The organism is Rhizobium lentis (genome assembly GCF_017352135.1).
In the GTDB taxonomy this organism is placed as follows: Bacteria; Pseudomonadota; Alphaproteobacteria; order Rhizobiales; family Rhizobiaceae; genus Rhizobium; species Rhizobium lentis.
In genome coordinates, this window is sequence record NZ_CP071454.1 from 303,316 (window position 1) to 319,650 (window position 16,335).

Here is a 16,335-nt window from a genome sequence, read left to right on the forward strand (position 1 = left end):
TTCGCCCAGTCGTCTATCTTTAAAGGCTTTGAAACCTGAGCAAAAGCCTTGTCGCGGTTGACGAGAGTTGAGGAGGTTGCGGCACATGAGCGGCAATCATCTGTCAAGGCAGCCAGTGGCACGCCGTTGGCGTCAAAGGCGCGCAAGTCGCTGTAGCCTCGCACGACATCGTGACCCCCAGGAAGAACATCCATCCCGTGCCGTGATAACGGCTTACAGCGACGCTATCATGATACACACCGCACGACAGCCTTGCCTGACTGGCCAAAAACTCCGAGCCGTCAGATCACTGAGCGATCTTGCGCGGGCTCGCCGTATGTTCCTTCGCCACGGTGCTGGAACTGTCGATTTCCTGAAGCAGGACGTCATAGCCCCAAAGGTCGGCGAGATGTTGCAGGACGAGTTTCGTGTCGCTTTCCTGCAGATAGCAGCCGTTCATGACGATATGCTGCAGCAAAAGGCGGCGGTCGCCGGCGAGATCGACATCGACGATATCGATCGCCGGATCGGTCCAGCCGATGTCATATTCGCGGGAGAGCTGGCGACGAATGCGCAGATAACCTCGCTCGTTGTGGATCGCAGAGACCAGCACACCCTCTGTCTGCTCGGGGTCGTCGTAGAGATGGAACAGCCGCAATTGCCGGATCAGGTTCGGGCTGAGGAACTGGCTGATGAAGCTTTCGTCCCGGTAATTTGCCCAGACGTCGCGCAGCACACCCATCGCGTCGCCGCGTCCCGCGATATCGGGAAACCATGTGCGGTCCTCTTCCGTCGGCTTCGTGACGATCCTCTCGATATCCTGCATCATCGCGAAACCAAGCGCATAGGGATTGAAACCCGAGAAGCGCCGATCGTCGTAGCTTGGCTGAAAGACGACGTTGGCGTGCGATTTCAGGAATTCGAGGAAATTCCCGTCGCTGATCTGCCCCCGCTCGTGCAGCCGGCTCATGATCTTGTAATGGACGAAGGTGGCGGTGCCCTCGTTCATCACCTTGGTCTGCCGCTGAGGATGGAAATATTGCGCGACATGGCGCACGATGCGAAGGATCTCACGCTGCCACGGCTGCAGCCGCGGCGCGGACTTCTCGAGAAAATAGAGTATGTTATCCTGCGGGAGACCGAGCGCGGCACGCCGCTTTTCCAAGCCGATGTCACCCGGCTTTTTCGCCTTGCCGACGGGGACCGTGCGCCACAGGTCGTTGAACATCTGCTCCTCGTGGGCGCGACGCTCCTGCAGCCGCTTCTCCTCCTGGCGAAGGTCGATGGTGGTCTTGCCGGCATATCGATGCACCCCATGCGACATCAACGCATGCGCCGCATCGAGTGTTCGTTCGACGGCCGTCTCGCCATAACGCTCTTCGCAGCGGGTGATATAACCCTTGGCGAAATCGAGGTAATCGAGAATTCCCTCCGCATCGGTCCACAGCTTGAACAGATAGTTGTTCTTGAAGAAGTGATTGTGGCCGAAGGCGGCATGAGCGGTGACGAGCGTCTGCATCGTCGCCGTATTCTCCTCCATCAGGTAGGAGATGCAGGGAGAGCTGTTGATGACGATTTCGTAGGCAAGGTCGCGCATGCCGCGGCGGTAGAAGGTTTCGTGATGCGCGAAGTGCTTTCCGAAGGACCAATGGCGGTAAAAGAGCGGCATGCCGGTTGAGGAATAGGCATCAAGCATCTGTTCCGAGGTGATGACTTCGATCTGGTTCGGATAGACATCTAGGCCTAGTTCGCCGAGCGCAATCTCCTCGCACGCATCGTGAATGCGTTGCAGGGTCGCAAAGTCCCAGTCGGCCCCCTCGAACAAAAGCCGCTCTCTCGGCCTCACCGTCATGGTCATGGCGTCACCCTCGACTGTGCGTCACGTTTCTGGAAGAGATCATGGAAAACCGGGAATATTTCGCTCCGCCGGCAGACCTTGCGCATCGAAAGCGGCGGAAGTTCGGAACGGATCCCATCATAGAGCATCCACAGCGGCGATCGCGATACCGAAGAATCGCCGCCTTCCTCGCCGACCTCGATATAGGCGAAATACTGGCACAACGGCAAAATCTCGCGCAGGAGCTGCCCCGTCAGATTTCCGTCCGAATGGGCATTGTCGCCGTCCGAGGCCTGGGCGCCATAAATATTCCACTCGGCTGGATCAAAACGCGCCGCAATGATCGCCCGCATTGCCGCAAGCGCGCTCGACACCAGCGTGCCGCCCGTCGCCGGGCCGTAGAAGAAGGTCTCCTCATCGACCTCCTCGGCCCTGTCGGTATGGCGAATGAAGACGATTTCCACTTTTTTGTAGCGCTTCGACAGGAAAAGGTAGAGCAGCAGATAGAACCGTTTCGCAAGATCCTTCATGTGTTCAGACATGGAGCCGGAGACGTCCATCAGACAGAACATCACTGCTTTCGCGACCGGCTTCGGCTCGTTTTCGAAACGGCGATATCGCACGTCGAGCGGATCGATATAAGGAATGCGCCGGCTTTTTTCCGTCAGGGATTTGAGTTTTGCCTCAAGCGCCAGGCGACTCTCCTCGTCCTCGCACTCCTCGATCTGCCGCGCCAGGGCCTCGATTTCTTCGCGGCGTGGGCGGCCGAGCGCAACGCGGCGCATCATCGCGAGCTTCGTCGTGCGACCGACCGCAATGTTGGAGGGCGAGCCCGATACGGAATAGCCGGCCCGGAATGGAGTTTCCTCCTCGGTTTCGGCTAGACGCCGCTTGGCAAGATCTGGCAGTTCGAGATCATCAAGGAACACATCGAGGAATTCCTCCCGCGTCAGCACGAAGCGGAAGCCATCCTCACCGTCGCCTTCGCCTGCATCTTTTGGTTTTCCACCCTTCCCGCCCGGTGGCCGCGGAATAATGTCCCCTTCGACGAAAGCCCGGTTTCCTGGCAGGATGTGGTCGGCGATGCCGCCTTCACCCCTTCGAAAGCTTGGTTCTGCCATCCCATCGATCGGCAGGCTGATCTCCCCGCCGTCGAGCACGTCCCGAATGTTTCGATTTTGCAGAGAACGTTTCACCGCCTGCTGCACGGCTCCCTTCATGCGTCGAAGGAACCGCTGACGATTTTCCAGACTTTTACCGCGCGGATTTAGCCGCCGGTCGACAATGTGCATAATGGCTCCGCATTAACTTGCCTGTTTGACGCGCATGTACCATTCGACAAGGCGCCGAACCTGCCGTTCCGTGTAACCTCGCGCGGCCATGCGCGAGACGAATTCGCTATGCTTCTTTTCTGTTTCCGAATCCTTCTTCGATCCGAAGGAAATGACCGGCAAAAGATCTTCGACCTGCGAGAACATACGCTTCTCGATGACTTCCCGGATCTTCTCGTAGCTCGTCCATGACGGATTTTTTCCGCCGTTGGCTGCCCGCGATCTCAGCGAGAACTTGACGATTTCGTTGCGGAAATCCTTCGGATTGGCGATTCCCGCCGGCTTTTCGATCTTCGTCAGCTCCTGATTGAGGAGCTCACGGTCGAGAAGCTGACCAGTATCGGGATCCTTGAAGTCCACATCTTCGATCCAGGCGTCGGCATAATCTACATAGCGGTCGAACAGATTCTGTCCGTAGTCCGCATAGGATTCAAGATAGGCCTTCTGAATCTCATTGCCAATGAACTCTGCGTAACGCGGCGCAAGATCGGCCTTGATGAATTCGAGATAACGCTTTTCAACGTCGTCCGGAAATTGCTCGCGACGGATCGCTTGTTCCAGCACATACATCAGATGGACGGGATCGGCGCCGATATCCGTGGTGTCGTGATTGAAGGTGGAGGCGAGCACCTTGAAAGCGAAGCGGGTCGATATCCCGTCCATGCCTTCGTCGATGCCGGCGGCATCCCGGTATTCCTGGACGCTGCGGGCGCGCGGATCACTTTCCTTCAGACTTTCACCGTCATAGGTGCGCATCTTCGAGAAGAACGTCGAATTTTCATGCTTGCGCAGACGCGAAAGGACGGAGAAACGCGCTAGCATTTCGAGCGTTGCCGGGGCGCATGGTGCATCCGCCAGTTCCGATCCCTCGATCAGCTTTTCGTAGATCTTCTGTTCTTCCGTCACCCTGAGGCAATAGGGCACTTTGATCACGCAGATACGGTCGATGAAGGCTTCATTGTTCTTGTTGGCCTTGAAGGTCTGCCACTCCGCCTCGTTCGAATGAGCAAGGACGATGCCCGAGAAGGGTATCGCGCCGATATTTTCGGAGCCGATATAGTTGCCCTCCTGCGTTGCCGTCAGCAGCGGATGCAGCATCTTGATCGGCGCCTTGAACATCTCGACGAATTCGAGGATGCCCTGATTGGCGCGGTTAAGCCCGCCCGAATAGCTGTAGGCGTCGGGATCGTTCTGGGAATAAGTCTCCAACTTGCGGATATCGACCTTGCCGACCAGCGAGGAAATATCCTGATTGTTCTCGTCACCGGGCTCGGTCTTGGCGATGGCGATCTGACGCAATCGCGAAGGTTGTATCCTGACGACGCGGAAGCGGGAAATATCGCCGCCGAAATCGTCGAGCCGCTTCAGGCACCACGGGCTCATCAATCCGCTCAGGCGCCGCGGCGGAATTCCGTACTGCTCCTGCAGAAGCGAGCCCATCGTCTCCGGATCGAAGAGGTTGAGCGGGCTTTCGAACACGGGGCTGATCTCCTCACCCGCCTTCAGCACGTAGATTGGATGAACCTCCATCAGCTGCTTCAGCCGCTCCGCCAGCGACGACTTGCCGCCGCCGACCGGGCCGAGCAGATAAAGAATCTGCTTGCGCTCCTCGAGCCCCTGCGCCGCATGCCGAAAGAAGGAGACGATGCGTTCGATTGTCTCTTCCATGCCGTGAAAACCGGCAAAGGCCGGATAAACCCGGATGGTCCTGTTCATGAAGATCCTGCCGAGGCGCGCGTCCCTGGCAGTGTCCACCATTTGCGGTTCGCCTATTGCAGCGAGCAGACGCTCGGTCGCGTTGGCATAGGCAATCGGATCGGTTTTGCAGAGATTGAGATACTCCGAAACCGACATGTCGCTTTCGCGGCGTGCTTCATAACTGCGGGTAAACGCATCGAATACGGATTCACTCAGCATGGGACCTCCATTAAGGTTATGCCGCAGGCTCTAAGCCGTATAACCATCGAGATGGCCACGGCGTTCCTAAGAATCAATAGTTTCGTAGGTATATTCCACGCTGACCGGCGGTTTGTGGCAATGCACAAAATTGTGCATGCACCGGTATTTTTTTTACTCCACGAAACTGTTTCTTATTGTAGTTGAGAAAAGGGTCCTCGCGATATCAGCACATTTAGCGACGTGACATGCACGTTAAAAAGGTGTGCAATAGCGCCCGTGATTCGAGCCATGGAAAATCGGCGATTTCCCGCCGGTGAGAGCAAGCCGGCTCCGACTGTGGGGCAGCGAGCGCCAGCCCTGCAGGATGGAACCGGGTGAACGTCACCGCCCGCCCGGTTTATCCCGATCACGCGCTTCCCGGCTCTCAGCCGTTGAACGCTTTCTCCAGCGCTGCCACATCGATCTTGACCATGCCGAGCATGACCTCGGTGACGCGCTTTGCCCGCTCGTGGTCGCTGTCGGCGACCATTTCAGAAAGTATACGCGGCACGATCTGCCAGGAAAGACCCCAGCGATCCCGAAGCCAGCCGCAGGCCTCCGGCGTGCCGCCATTGGCGAGGAAGGCATCCCATATCCGGTCGATCTCCGCCTGGCTTTCCAAAAGGATGGCGATCGAGAAGGAATGGTTGAAGCTGTCGAGCGGACCAGCCTTCATCGCCAGGAAGGCTTGGTCGCCGAGCGTGAACTCGATCAGTTCGACGCTGCCGGGAGGCCCGCTCGGCGTTTCCGCCGGCAATATAGTGGTGCGGCCGATCCTGGAATCCGGAATGATCGACACGTAGAATTCAACGGCTTCGCGCGCTTGCTCCGCGAACCAGAGATTTGAAACGACCTGCGGCATAAGACAGCCTCCTTGTTGGCGAGTACCCCGGACTCCCGTCCGATGCTTCAAGGACGTCTTATCGGAGCCGGCGCCGACAAGCTGCGATCGGAATATTTTCGCCGCTTACCTGCGCGACGATCGCAGCCGCACCCGGCGGCGGCCTTGCCGCCGGTATCCGTCGGCAACGGTGACTCAGGAATGAAAGCAGAACATCATTTCTGGTCTTTCCCTCCCGAATCACTACATTACGCGCCATGAGCAATAATTTCGACGATATTCCCTTCTTCGACGAAGAGCCGGGCGAAGCAGCGCGCAAGCCGCAACCGTCTGTCGCAGCGGCCGGAAGGCCCGCCGCCGCCGGCGGCATCGCCGCCCGCGCCATGGCGGCGCGCGACGGCGGCAAGCGGCCGGATTATCTGGCAGGCCTCAATCCCGAGCAGACGGAAGCCGTCGAAACGCTTGAGGGTCCGGTGCTCGTGCTTGCCGGCGCCGGCACCGGCAAGACGCGTGTGCTGACGACCCGCATCGCCCATATCCTCAATACGGGCCGCGCCTTCCCTTCGCAGATCCTCGCCGTCACCTTCACCAACAAGGCCGCCCGCGAGATGAAGGAGCGCATCGCGCTGCTCGTCGGCGGCGCCGTCGAAGGCATGCCGTGGCTCGGCACCTTCCACTCGATCGGCGTCAAGCTGCTGCGCCGCCATGCCGAACTCGTCGGCCTGAGCTCCGATTTCACCATTCTCGATACCGACGACGTCGTCCGCCTGATCAAACAGTTGATCCAGGCCGAGGGCCTCGACGACAAGCGCTGGCCGGCCAAGCAATTCGCCGGCATGATCGACACCTGGAAGAACAAGGGCCTCGGCCCGGCCGATATTCCCGAGGGCGACGCTCGCGCCTTTGCCAACGGCCGCGGCCGCGATCTCTATTTCGCCTATCAGGCGCGCCTCTCGACGCTGAATGCCTGCGATTTCGGCGACCTGCTGATGCATCCGATCGCGATCTTCCGTAAGAACCCGGATCTCTTGAAGGAATATCACGGCAGATTCCGCTATATCCTCGTCGACGAATACCAGGACACCAACACCGCGCAATATATGTGGCTGAGGCTGCTGGCCCAGCGCGCCAAAGGAGAGCCGCAGAACGTCTGCTGCGTCGGCGACGACGACCAGTCGATCTATGGCTGGCGCGGCGCCGAGGTCGACAATATCCTGCGCTTCGAGAAGGATTTCCCCGGCGCCAGGGTCATCAAGCTTGAGCGCAACTACCGTTCGACCGAACATATCCTTGGTGCCGCCGCCCATCTGATCGCCCACAATGAAGGCCGCTTGGGCAAGACACTGTTCACCGACCGCGCCGACCCCGATGACGTCAAGGTGCAGGTCCACGCCTCCTGGGATTCGGAGGAGGAGGCCCGCGCCATCGGCGAGGAGATCGAGCAGCTCCAGCGCCAAAAGCATCTGTTGAACGACATGGCGATCCTGGTGCGCGCCTCCTTCCAGATGCGTGAATTCGAAGACCGCTTCGTCACCCTTGGCCTCAACTACCGCGTCATCGGTGGCCCGCGTTTCTACGAGCGCCTCGAAATCCGCGACGCCATGGCCTATTTCCGGCTCGTCGCACAGCCGGCCGACGACCTCGCCTTCGAGCGCATCATCAATACACCCAAGCGCGGCCTCGGCGACACGACGGTACGCGCGCTGCACGATTATGCGCGCGCTCGCGACATCCCCATGCTTGCGGCAGCGGCCGACATCATCGAAACGGACGAGCTGAAGCCGAAGGCGCGAAAGGCCCTTTTCGACGTGATTCAATCTTTCCGCCGATGGCAGGAACTGCTTGAAAATACACCGCATACCGAACTTGCCGAGCAGATCCTCGAAGAGTCCAGCTATACCGACATGTGGAAGAACGATAAGAGCGCGGAAGCGCCCGGCCGCCTCGAAAACTTGAAGGAACTGATCCGCTCGATGGAAAGCTTCGAGTCGATGCGCGGTTTCCTCGAGCACGTCTCGCTGGTCATGGACGCCGAGACCAATGAGAATCTCGACGCCGTCTCGATCATGACGCTGCACTCCGCCAAGGGCCTGGAATTCGACACCGTCTTTCTCCCTGGCTGGGAGGAAGGCCTGTTCCCGCACCAGCGCTCGCTCGATGAGAGCGGCCGCGCCGGCCTTGAGGAAGAGCGCCGCCTCGCCTATGTCGGCATCACCCGCGCCAAGCGCCGCTGCCACATCTGGTTCGTTTCCAACCGCCGCATTCACGGCCTCTGGCAATCGACCCTGCCTTCGCGCTTCCTCGACGAACTGCCGGAAACCCATGTCGAGGTCGCCGAGATGGAGCAGAGCTATGGCGGTTACGGCCGCGGCGGCTACGGTCAGTCCCGCTTCGACAAGGCCGAGCCCTTTGCCAATTCCTATTCCACCCCCGGCTGGAAACGTGCCCAGGCCAATAAGACCGACGCCACCCGCGACAATTGGGGCACCCGCTCCGGCCACGCGGTGGAACGCATCGGCTACGGCGAAAGCGGCCCGAAGGGACGAACGATCGAAGGCGAGCTGGTGGCGAAATCGACGTCGTCGGAGCCGTCGCGCTTCACCCTCGGCGACCGCGTGTTCCACCTGAAGTTCGGCAACGGCAATATCACCGGCATCGAAGGCAACAAGCTGACGATCGATTTCGATCGCGCGGGGCAGAAGCGGGTGCTGGACGGCTTCGTCGAGCGCGTGTGATCTTGCGGCGAGCGGGAACCCTCACCCAAACATCCGCATACTGCTGAGCCCGAGAATATCGTTCAGCAGAGCGATCCCCATTCCGAGGGCGACGATCGACAATCCGATCAGGAAGAGCCGCCGAGCCCGGTCATATTTGGCCGCGAGCAGCGAGTCGCGCGCCAAGAGATCGGCAAACACCTTCACCTGAATGGCGATGCCGACGGTCAGGAACGCCATCGGCAGCAGATCGACACGGCTCCAGTCATTCGGATTGGACACCCAGAGACTGATGAAATTGAGCGAGAAACCAAGGATGATCCCGGTCGCCGTCAGCGACCCGTTGCGGAAGGTAGCGTCGATCTTTTCGTCTGCTTGAGGCTCGAACATGGTTTCAATCTCGACTTGCTGTTGATGCAAGAAAGGCAGAAATCGCGGCCGTGAGCAAGATCGAGACGCGGAAGCTTCGATCTGCCGACCGCAAGCACCATCCGCTTTCCCTCCGTTTCGCGAACGACCTATCGCTGTGATTGTATTAGCGAATACTTTTTCGACCAACTGCTACCGCTGGTGCCAGAATTAACACTTGCGCGCCCGCGCTAGGAAATCCACTAGTGATGCATTCGTGCATTTTCGCATTTTGCATTGTAATCACGCGAAGGGATTGGCCTTGATGAAAGCGCTGCTGCTCGTCGATATTCAGAACGGCTTCTGTCCGGGCGGCAATCTGCCCGTGCCGGACGGCGACGAGGTGGTTCCCGTCGCAAACCGACTAATCGACAGCGGCAGATATGATCTCATCGTCGCCTCCCAAGACTGGCACCCGCCCGGCCATGGCAGCTTCGCCTCGGCCCATCCGGGTGCCGCCCCTTTCGAAATGGGCGAACTGTCCGGCAAGCCGCAAATGATGTGGCCGGACCATTGCATCCAGGGCACGCTCGACGCGGAACTGCATCCTCAGCTGAAATCCGAAGAGATCGACCTCATTCAGCAGAAGGGCGAGGATCCTAGGATCGACAGCTATTCGGCATTCCGCGACAATGACCAGGATGCCACGACCGGTCTTTCCAATTTCCTCCAGGATCAGGGTGTCACCGATCTCGACGTCTGCGGGCTGGCGACCGATTATTGTGTCAAGTTCTCGGCGCTCGACGCGCTCGAGATGATGCCGGGTGTGCGCGTGCGCTTCATCGAGGACGCAAGCCGCGGCATCACCCCCGAAGGTGTTGCCGCCGCCATCGACGAGATGCGGGCACATGGCATCGCAGTGATCAAAAGCACGGATGCCTTGCGCGAATGAGCGTCCGATCGCCGGCTATTTCAACAGATAGGCATCGAACGTCTCATCGCTGCCGGCAACGGGGCCAAAGCGCTTGATGAGGGTCGTCTCGCTCAAAAATGCGGAAATGTCCTCCGGCGTCAGAGACAGTAGCCAATTGTAACTTTCATGCAACGAGACGGGCCCGCCAATTCGCTCAAGCCGCTGCGAGAGAAGAATGACGATGGGCGCATGCTCGCTCTGCTGCAATTGCCGCGCCGTCCGGAGAATATCGGCAAGGCTGAGTGAAAGCCGCGCATTGCGGGTATATCGCACGATGGCGCCGAACCGCTCCTCCCGCACCAGATAGGTGCGATTGGAGACGTAATAGGGCAAAGGTTCCACGAGATAGTCGGGATCCGCCATGATGATCGCCTCCTTGAGATCGGGGCGAGACTGAATGAACGAGCCGAGATCACGGGCTCGGCTCAGCGGTATGTCGGTGAAGAGGAACTGAGAGACCTTTTCGATAGCGGAGACGACCTGCAGCGCCAGCAATATCATGAAGCACAGACGCCCGATCTTCACGACGCCGCCGGCGGCCTCGGTGCCGGCAACCTCCGCAGAGCCAGGCCGAGGCATCGTCAAAGCGGTGATTGCGATCATGAAGACCAGCCACAGCGCCTGATGCCTGTAATTTCCTGGATAGACAAGCGTAAAGAGCAGCGAGAGCCCCAGGAGAACCAGTGCTGCGGCAAACATCGCCTGTCGCCGGTTCGCCAGGCCCAGCAGACTGCCATAGATGAGCACGGCCATCAGCGATGCGAAAATCCCGGCGAGCAAGGGATCAGCCACGATCAGTTGAAGGATTCCGTCAGGGTAGAACCCCATGAAATAGGAACTGGCCGCGGAAAGGGCATGGAGGGCTAGCAAAGCGAAATTCTTGCCTGCGAGATCGTTCTGCCCGGCGTCATTGAAGGTCGGATAGACCGTCAGCAGGCACAGAACTACGCCGACCGCGGCCAGGGCAACAGCTGTCGCAAAGGCCTGAAATGCCGACAGAGGAGGTCTTGGACGCGTCAGAACCAGATCGAAAAACCAATAGGCGAGGAAACCGCCGACGAGGACGACCGAGTGGACATTGATATTTGCCAGCAAGGCAAACAACAGGCCGAGCAATATCCCCTTGCGTGCCCCCCTCTTCCAGCTCAGGACGATAAGGAAGGTCACCAGCATGCTGATGCCGTAATTTCGCGACATCGCGGCGTAATCGAAAACCGAAAAGCTGCTGAACAACGACAGCAGCATCGTTGAGACCGGCAGTTTCAGCCTGAAAACAAGGAGGTAGGCGGAGGCCGTCGCGACCGTCAATGCCACGATTTTCAGGACGACGGGTGAGCCGATCACGACATGGGCGGCGCGCAGCAGGATATACCAGAGAGCGGGATGACCTTCGCCACGCATCTGGCGAAGCATATCGATGAAGCTCTCCCCCTGCAGGGCGAGCGACAAGGCGCGGACCTCGTCGCGCCACACGGTTTCCGACCAGCAAAGCGCGGAGGCCAGCGCAAGCCACACCAGAAAGATCGATATCTTGCCGAGCATGGTTGATCGAGGTTGATCGATATCGGAGACAATCACAGCCAAATGACGCAACCCGGTGACCGAAATTGTCGCGACGATACCGGCGCCCCGATAATTTGGTGTTAAGATGGGGCGTCTGCGCCTGGATGGAACTTGGAATGATTTCCGCTTTCACGAGCGCTGCGGTCGATCTCGTTGCCGGCGGCGGCTCCGGCGACGGCGAGTAAAATAGCGCATCCGTGTCGGCTGAACCCAGCTCAATCCGTCCTTGGCTTTGTACAGAGCAACCATGGGAGCTGAGAATGAGAAAGCTTGTGACCGCAGCCTTCGTAAGCCTGGACGGCGTCATGCAGGCGCCGGGCGCGCCCGAGGAGGATCCGACCGGCGGCTTCAGCCTTGGCGGCTGGACCGTCAATTACTGGGACGAGCCCATGGGCGAGTTCATGGGCGGGATCTTTAGCGATCCCTTCGCATTGCTGCTCGGCCGCAAGACCTACGAGATCTTTACCGCCCACTGGCCTTTCGTCGGTCAAGACGATCCCATCGGAAAGGTCTTCAATGCCGCGACCAAATATGTCGCGACCACCTCGGAAGAACAGCTGACCTGGGAAAACACCGTCGCCCTGCGTGGCGACGTCGCCGGCGAAATCGCCCGGCTGAAGCAGGAAGACGGCCCGGATCTCCTAACGCAGGGCAGCAGCGGCTTGTTGCAGACCTTGCTGGCGCACGATCTGATCGACGAACTCCGGCTTCTGACCTTCCCGCTTATTCTCGGTCCCGGCAAGCGCCTGTTCGCCGATGGCGCCAAACCGCAGGCGCTGAAGCTTACGACGACCTCCGTATCCACGACCGGTGTCATCATGAGCGTCTACGAGCGCGCCGGCGAGGTCAAAACCGGCAGCTTTGCGATGCAGGAGCCTTCACAAGCCGAAATCGCGCGCCGGGAGCGCATTAAGCGCGAGGGCTGAGACGCCGCTGCCCGCTTACGAGCCAACGGTCTTGTTCTTCTCGTCGCGCTCCAGGAGATAGATGTCCTCCGCCAGATCCTCCATCTTCTTCAGGAGGGCTGCATGGGCATCGCGAAGGCCCTGATTGTAATAATGGGCGCCGATCTCCTCGGCGAAGAAATCGAGCAGGAATTCGGCCGGCATCGCGCCGATCGGCTGGTCGAGCTCCGTCTCGAAATAACGGCGAATGCTGGAAACGATCGTCGCCTTCGCCTCCTTCGAAAATTCGATCTTCTTCATGGGTCCCTCTCGGCCGGATGCGATAAGGGCTTTGATGCTTCAGCGAAATCGATTGGTCAATCAACGAAATTCAATTGCCGCGGCAACTCATAAACCATAAGGGAAAGCTGAATTTCCAACAGGATCACTCATATGGATCGCGCCGACTTTGTTGAAGGTTTGCGGGGCGGCTCCGCCGTTGCCCTGGCATCGGCGCCCTTTGGCGCCCTGTTCGGCGCACTCGCGGTCGAAAACGGCATGTCGCTCTCAGAAGCCGCCTTCATGAGCGCCACGGTCTACGCCGGAGCCAGCCAGATGGTCGGCATCGAACTCTTTGGGCACAATGTCCATGCCTGGCTGATCGTGCTGTCGATCCTCGCCGTCAATTTCCGCCACGTGCTCTATTCGGCGGCCTTGGCGCGCTACATCGGCCATTTCACGCCGGTGCAGAAGTTCTTCACCTTCTTCCTGCTCGTCGATCCGCAATTTGCCGAAGCGGTGAAGCGCGGAGAATCCGGCCGGCCGCTGACCTTCGCCTGGTATTTCGGCTTTGCCATCATCATCTACATTCCCTGGGTGCTGATCAGCGTCGCGGGCGGCATGCTCGGCAGCTTCATCGGCGATCCCAAGGCGATCGGCCTCGATATCCTGCTGCCTGCCTATTTCCTCGGCATCGTCCTCGGCTTCCGCAAGCGCGATAATTTCCTACCGGTGGCGCTGGTCAGCGCAGCGGCATCCGTGCTCGCCTACCGCTATGTCGGCTCGCCGTGGCATGTCAGCCTCGGCGCTGCCGCCGGCATCGTGCTCGCCGCCCTGCTGCCATTGCCGCCGCAGGAGCCCGATCTCGAAGCCGATGCCCTTCGATCCGAAGTGCACGAGGTCTGAGCCATGGAATTCGATCTTCACATGGCGCTCGTCATCCTCGCCGCCGCGCTCGCCACCTTCGCCACCCGCATCGGCGGCTATATCCTCATCACCCGGATGAAGAGCATTCCCCCGCGCATGGAGGCAGCGCTGAATGCCGTGCCGGCGGCGGTGCTGACGACGCTCGTCGCGCCCGCCTTCTTCATCGGCGGTTGGGAATCGAAGCTAGCGCTGATCGTCGCCCTCTTCATCGGCCTGCGCTTCACCCATACATGGATGCTCGTCGCCGCATGGATCGTCGTGATGATCTGGCGACATAGCGGCGGGCTCTGAGCACCGGCTTAACACCGATGCGCAGACGCCTTTTCCCTAATGTTCGAGCGGCAACGTCGCGTTCTCGAGCCACGCCCTGACGTCGCGATCGTGGATCAGCGGCATCAGCGCCTCGCGCGTGCGGCGGTGGTAGTCGTTGAACCACTGCAGCTCGTCATGGGTCAGAAGCTCGGGGATGACGAGGCTGCGGTCGATCGGGCAGAAGGTCAGCGTCTCGAAGCTGAGCATGGCCATGTCGCCGCCGTCGACCTCCTCGGCACCACGCACATAGATCAGGTTCTCGATACGGATCCCGAAGCTGCCTGGCCGGTAGTAGCCCGGCTCGTTCGAGAGGATCATGCCGGGCAACAGCTCCTGCGTCGAAAGCCGGGAGATGCGCTGCGGCCCCTCATGCACCGACAGATAGGAGCCGACCCCATGACCGGTGCCATGGGCGAAATCGGCACCTGCCCGCCACAGCGCGATGCGCGCCAGCGGATCGAGGTCGCAGCCGCGCGTGCCCTTCGGGAAACGCGCCGTGCTGATATCTATCATGCCTTTCAGCACCAGCGTGAAGAAGCGGCGATGCTCCTCGGAAACCGGACCGATGCCGATGGTGCGGGTGATGTCGGTCGTGCCGTTGATATATTGCGCGCCGGAATCGATCAGGAAGAGTTCGCCGGCCCGGATCATCCGGTTGCTCTCGGTCGTCACGCGGTAATGCATGATCGCCGCATGTTCGCCCGCACCCGAAATCGTATCGAAGGAAATGTCCTTCAGCGGATTCTGCATGCTCTGGCCGACGCTGGCGCGGACCGCTTCGAGACGCTCGGCGGCAGCGATCTCGCTCACCGTGCCGGGTTTTTCCTGCGACAGCCAATAGAGGAATTCCACCATCGCCGCCCCGTCCTGCAGGTGGGCGGCGGCCGAGCCGTTGATCTCGACGTCGTTTTTCACCGCACGCGGCAGCTTGGCAGGATCGACGCCCTCCACTGCCTCGCCGCCCGCCTTGCGGATGATTTCGGCGAGCGCGTAGGAAGCGATGTCGGGATCGATCAGCACGCGGCCGCCATCCCTGGACACGGCAGTGAGCCTCTCCTCCAGCGCCGAGGGCGGCAGCTGCGTCGAAATCTGCCCGAGATAGGCCTCGGCCTCGATGCCGGTCTTGCGCTTGTCGAGAAAAAGCTCGGCGCGCCCATCGGCATGAATAATGGCGCGCGCCAGCGGATGTGGCGTGTGCGGCACGTCGGCGCCGCGGATGTTGAAGGTCCAGGCAACCGAGGAGGGATCGGCGATCAGTACCGCTGCGAGGTTCCTCTTCGAAAGATCGGCGGCGATCGTCGCGATCTTGTCGCTCGCCAGCACGCCGGCCTGGGCGACATTCTGGATGGTGACGGCGCCGAGCGGCTCGGCCGGCCGGTCGCTCCAGAGCTTGTCGAGCGGATTGTGCGGCAGGAAGACCAGCGTGCCGCCGATCTCCGAAAGCGCCCTTTCCAGGCGGCGAACCTCCGCCCCCGAATGCAGCCAGGGATCGATGCCGAGCCGCAGGCCCTTGGCTCCGTTTGCGACAAGCCAGACATGCGGGGGCGCGTTGACGAGATCGCCGCCGGAGAAGACCGAACCGTCGACCTGTTCGGCAAGCTTCGTCACATAACGCCCGTCGACGAAGACGATCGCCTGCGTGCGCAGGATCAGCGCAATACCGGCCGAACCGGTAAAGCCCGTCAGCCATGCCAGCCGCTCGGAACAAGCAGGAACATATTCGCCGTTGAATTCATCGGCGCGCGGCACGAGGAAGGCATCGATGCCGAGCGAATCGAAAGTGGCGCGCAGCGCCGATACCCGATCCCTGCCGAACTGCGGCGTGGAGGTGACGTCGAAGGACTGGAACATGCTGGAAACCCGAATGGTTGAGACGAATCCGGTGAATGGATAGCCGCCATGTTAGCGAAATTTCAATCGATGGGGAGAAAAAGCGACAAACGAGTCGAAACCATTGAGCCCGCTCAATATTTTGACAGAACTGTGACGACAAAAGTTAATTTGGCACGCTTTATGCATTGGCCGCATGGCTCCCATGAGCAAAAGCCTCTGCCTCCGCGTTTCAGAATAGCTATATAGACGCCATCGAACGGTTCGGACGGACCAGCAAACAAAGGAATTTTTGAAATGACCGCCTCTCTCTCGCGCTTCGCATATGGCAGCCCGGTGCAGGCTGGCGAACGCCAGACCGTGCGTCACGTCATCGGCGCCCGCCGGCCGCAGAACGACGACAGCCTGAGGCTGCTCGGCGCCGGCCAGCGCGCCACGCGCCACAAGGGCGCTCCCAGCTACGCGTTCTAAGTCTGAAAGCCCGTCCGTCTCCTCCCTCCCGGACAGGCCTATTGGAATGCAGTAGAGCCCGCTCGAGCGCTCCTCCCCTTGAGCTCGCGGGCATCGACCGGATAGACC

General features: G+C 60.1%; 14 protein-coding genes. 6 read left to right on the plus strand and 8 right to left on the minus strand.

Annotated features, from left to right (window positions below; genetic code table 11):
• Positions 1 to 286 precede the first annotated feature (286 nt).
• The 4 genes from J0663_RS01585 to J0663_RS01600 all read right to left on the minus strand — a co-directional run bounded on the left by J0663_RS01585 (position 287) and on the right by J0663_RS01600 (position 5,947).
• Positions 287 to 1,837, minus strand: coding sequence for a SpoVR family protein (locus J0663_RS01585; protein WP_207242739.1), 1,551 nt, complete (start codon positions 1,835 to 1,837; stop codon positions 287 to 289).
• Complete coding sequence (locus tag J0663_RS01590) at positions 1,834 to 3,108, minus strand: YeaH/YhbH family protein (protein ID WP_207242740.1); 1,275 nt, start codon at positions 3,106 to 3,108, stop codon at positions 1,834 to 1,836. Before J0663_RS01590 ends, J0663_RS01585 begins: the two co-directional genes overlap by 4 nt.
• 12 nt (positions 3,109 to 3,120) lie before the next feature.
• Positions 3,121 to 5,064: a PrkA family serine protein kinase gene (locus J0663_RS01595; RefSeq protein WP_207242741.1), complete on the minus strand. Its 1,944-nt coding sequence runs from the start codon at positions 5,062 to 5,064 to the stop codon at positions 3,121 to 3,123.
• Between the two features lie 406 nt (positions 5,065 to 5,470).
• Positions 5,471 to 5,947 (minus strand): VOC family protein, encoded by a 477-nt coding sequence (locus tag J0663_RS01600; protein ID WP_207242742.1) that lies wholly within the window; start codon positions 5,945 to 5,947, stop codon positions 5,471 to 5,473.
• A gap of 236 nt (positions 5,948 to 6,183) precedes the next feature.
• Between J0663_RS01600 and J0663_RS01605 the strand changes: the two genes are divergently transcribed.
• On the plus strand, positions 6,184 to 8,661 hold the full coding sequence (locus J0663_RS01605; RefSeq protein ID WP_207242743.1) for an ATP-dependent helicase: 2,478 nt from the start codon (positions 6,184 to 6,186) through the stop codon (positions 8,659 to 8,661).
• A gap of 21 nt (positions 8,662 to 8,682) precedes the next feature.
• Here J0663_RS01605 and J0663_RS01610 read toward each other — a convergent pair whose 3' ends face one another.
• Entirely contained in the window at positions 8,683 to 9,030 is a 348-nt protein-coding gene (locus J0663_RS01610) for a hypothetical protein (protein ID WP_207242744.1), read from the minus strand.
• Positions 9,031 to 9,313: 283 nt separating this feature from the next.
• Here J0663_RS01610 and pncA point away from each other — a divergent pair, with 283 nt between their 5' ends.
• Positions 9,314 to 9,940 carry a bifunctional nicotinamidase/pyrazinamidase gene (gene pncA / locus J0663_RS01615; protein WP_207242745.1) on the plus strand — a complete coding sequence of 209 codons (627 nt, stop codon included), beginning with the start codon at positions 9,314 to 9,316 and terminating at the stop codon, positions 9,938 to 9,940.
• A 15-nt stretch (positions 9,941 to 9,955) separates the two neighbouring features.
• Here the strand turns inward: pncA and J0663_RS01620 are convergent, their stop codons facing one another.
• The gene (locus J0663_RS01620) at positions 9,956 to 11,545 is read right to left on the minus strand and encodes a hypothetical protein (RefSeq protein ID WP_207242746.1); all 1,590 of its coding nucleotides are present in this window, start codon (positions 11,543 to 11,545) and stop codon (positions 9,956 to 9,958) included.
• 239 nt (positions 11,546 to 11,784) lie between these two features.
• Between J0663_RS01620 and J0663_RS01625 the strand changes: the two genes are divergently transcribed.
• The gene (locus J0663_RS01625; RefSeq protein ID WP_207242747.1) at positions 11,785 to 12,450 is read left to right on the plus strand and encodes a dihydrofolate reductase family protein; all 666 of its coding nucleotides are present in this window, start codon (positions 11,785 to 11,787) and stop codon (positions 12,448 to 12,450) included.
• Between the two features lie 15 nt (positions 12,451 to 12,465).
• On the opposite strand, the gene J0663_RS01630 is transcribed toward J0663_RS01625, so the two are convergent.
• Positions 12,466 to 12,729 carry a DUF2164 domain-containing protein gene (locus J0663_RS01630; RefSeq protein WP_207242748.1) on the minus strand — a complete coding sequence of 88 codons (264 nt, stop codon included), beginning with the start codon at positions 12,727 to 12,729 and terminating at the stop codon, positions 12,466 to 12,468.
• 132 nt (positions 12,730 to 12,861) lie between these two features.
• Between J0663_RS01630 and J0663_RS01635 the strand changes: the two genes are divergently transcribed.
• Together J0663_RS01635 and J0663_RS01640 are read left to right on the plus strand one after the other, a co-directional pair.
• Positions 12,862 to 13,593: an AzlC family ABC transporter permease gene (locus J0663_RS01635; RefSeq protein ID WP_207242749.1), complete on the plus strand. Its 732-nt coding sequence runs from the start codon at positions 12,862 to 12,864 to the stop codon at positions 13,591 to 13,593.
• Between the two features lie 3 nt (positions 13,594 to 13,596).
• On the plus strand, positions 13,597 to 13,905 hold the full coding sequence (locus tag J0663_RS01640) for an AzlD family protein (protein ID WP_207242750.1): 309 nt from the start codon (positions 13,597 to 13,599) through the stop codon (positions 13,903 to 13,905).
• A gap of 36 nt (positions 13,906 to 13,941) precedes the next feature.
• Here J0663_RS01640 and J0663_RS01645 read toward each other — a convergent pair whose 3' ends face one another.
• Complete coding sequence (locus J0663_RS01645; protein WP_207242751.1) at positions 13,942 to 15,777, minus strand: aminopeptidase P family protein; 1,836 nt, start codon at positions 15,775 to 15,777, stop codon at positions 13,942 to 13,944.
• Positions 15,778 to 16,053: 276 nt separating this feature from the next.
• On the opposite strand from J0663_RS01645, the gene J0663_RS01650 reads away from it, so the two are divergent.
• Positions 16,054 to 16,227, plus strand: coding sequence for a hypothetical protein (locus J0663_RS01650; protein ID WP_207242752.1), 174 nt, complete (start codon positions 16,054 to 16,056; stop codon positions 16,225 to 16,227).
• Positions 16,228 to 16,335 lie beyond the last annotated feature (108 nt).

Bases quoted from the DNA above. Each gene is read 5' to 3' on its own strand.
- J0663_RS01585 (WP_207242739.1), bottom strand. From the start codon at position 1,837: ATGACCATGACGGTGAGGCCGAGAGAGCGGCTTTTGTTCGAGGGGGCC.
- J0663_RS01590 (WP_207242740.1), bottom strand. From the start codon at position 3,108: ATGCACATTGTCGACCGGCGGCTAAATCCGCGCGGTAAAAGTCTGGAA.
- J0663_RS01595 (WP_207242741.1), bottom strand. From the start codon at position 5,064: ATGCTGAGTGAATCCGTATTCGATGCGTTTACCCGCAGTTATGAAGCA.
- J0663_RS01600 (WP_207242742.1), bottom strand. From the start codon at position 5,947: ATGCCGCAGGTCGTTTCAAATCTCTGGTTCGCGGAGCAAGCGCGCGAA.
- J0663_RS01605 (WP_207242743.1), top strand. From the start codon at position 6,184: ATGAGCAATAATTTCGACGATATTCCCTTCTTCGACGAAGAGCCGGGC.
- J0663_RS01610 (WP_207242744.1), bottom strand. From the start codon at position 9,030: ATGTTCGAGCCTCAAGCAGACGAAAAGATCGACGCTACCTTCCGCAAC.
- pncA (WP_207242745.1), top strand. From the start codon at position 9,314: ATGAAAGCGCTGCTGCTCGTCGATATTCAGAACGGCTTCTGTCCGGGC.
- J0663_RS01625 (WP_207242747.1), top strand. From the start codon at position 11,785: ATGAGAAAGCTTGTGACCGCAGCCTTCGTAAGCCTGGACGGCGTCATG.
- J0663_RS01630 (WP_207242748.1), bottom strand. From the start codon at position 12,729: ATGAAGAAGATCGAATTTTCGAAGGAGGCGAAGGCGACGATCGTTTCC.
- J0663_RS01635 (WP_207242749.1), top strand. From the start codon at position 12,862: ATGGATCGCGCCGACTTTGTTGAAGGTTTGCGGGGCGGCTCCGCCGTT.
- J0663_RS01640 (WP_207242750.1), top strand. From the start codon at position 13,597: ATGGAATTCGATCTTCACATGGCGCTCGTCATCCTCGCCGCCGCGCTC.
- J0663_RS01645 (WP_207242751.1), bottom strand. From the start codon at position 15,777: ATGTTCCAGTCCTTCGACGTCACCTCCACGCCGCAGTTCGGCAGGGAT.
- J0663_RS01650 (WP_207242752.1), top strand. From the start codon at position 16,054: ATGACCGCCTCTCTCTCGCGCTTCGCATATGGCAGCCCGGTGCAGGCT.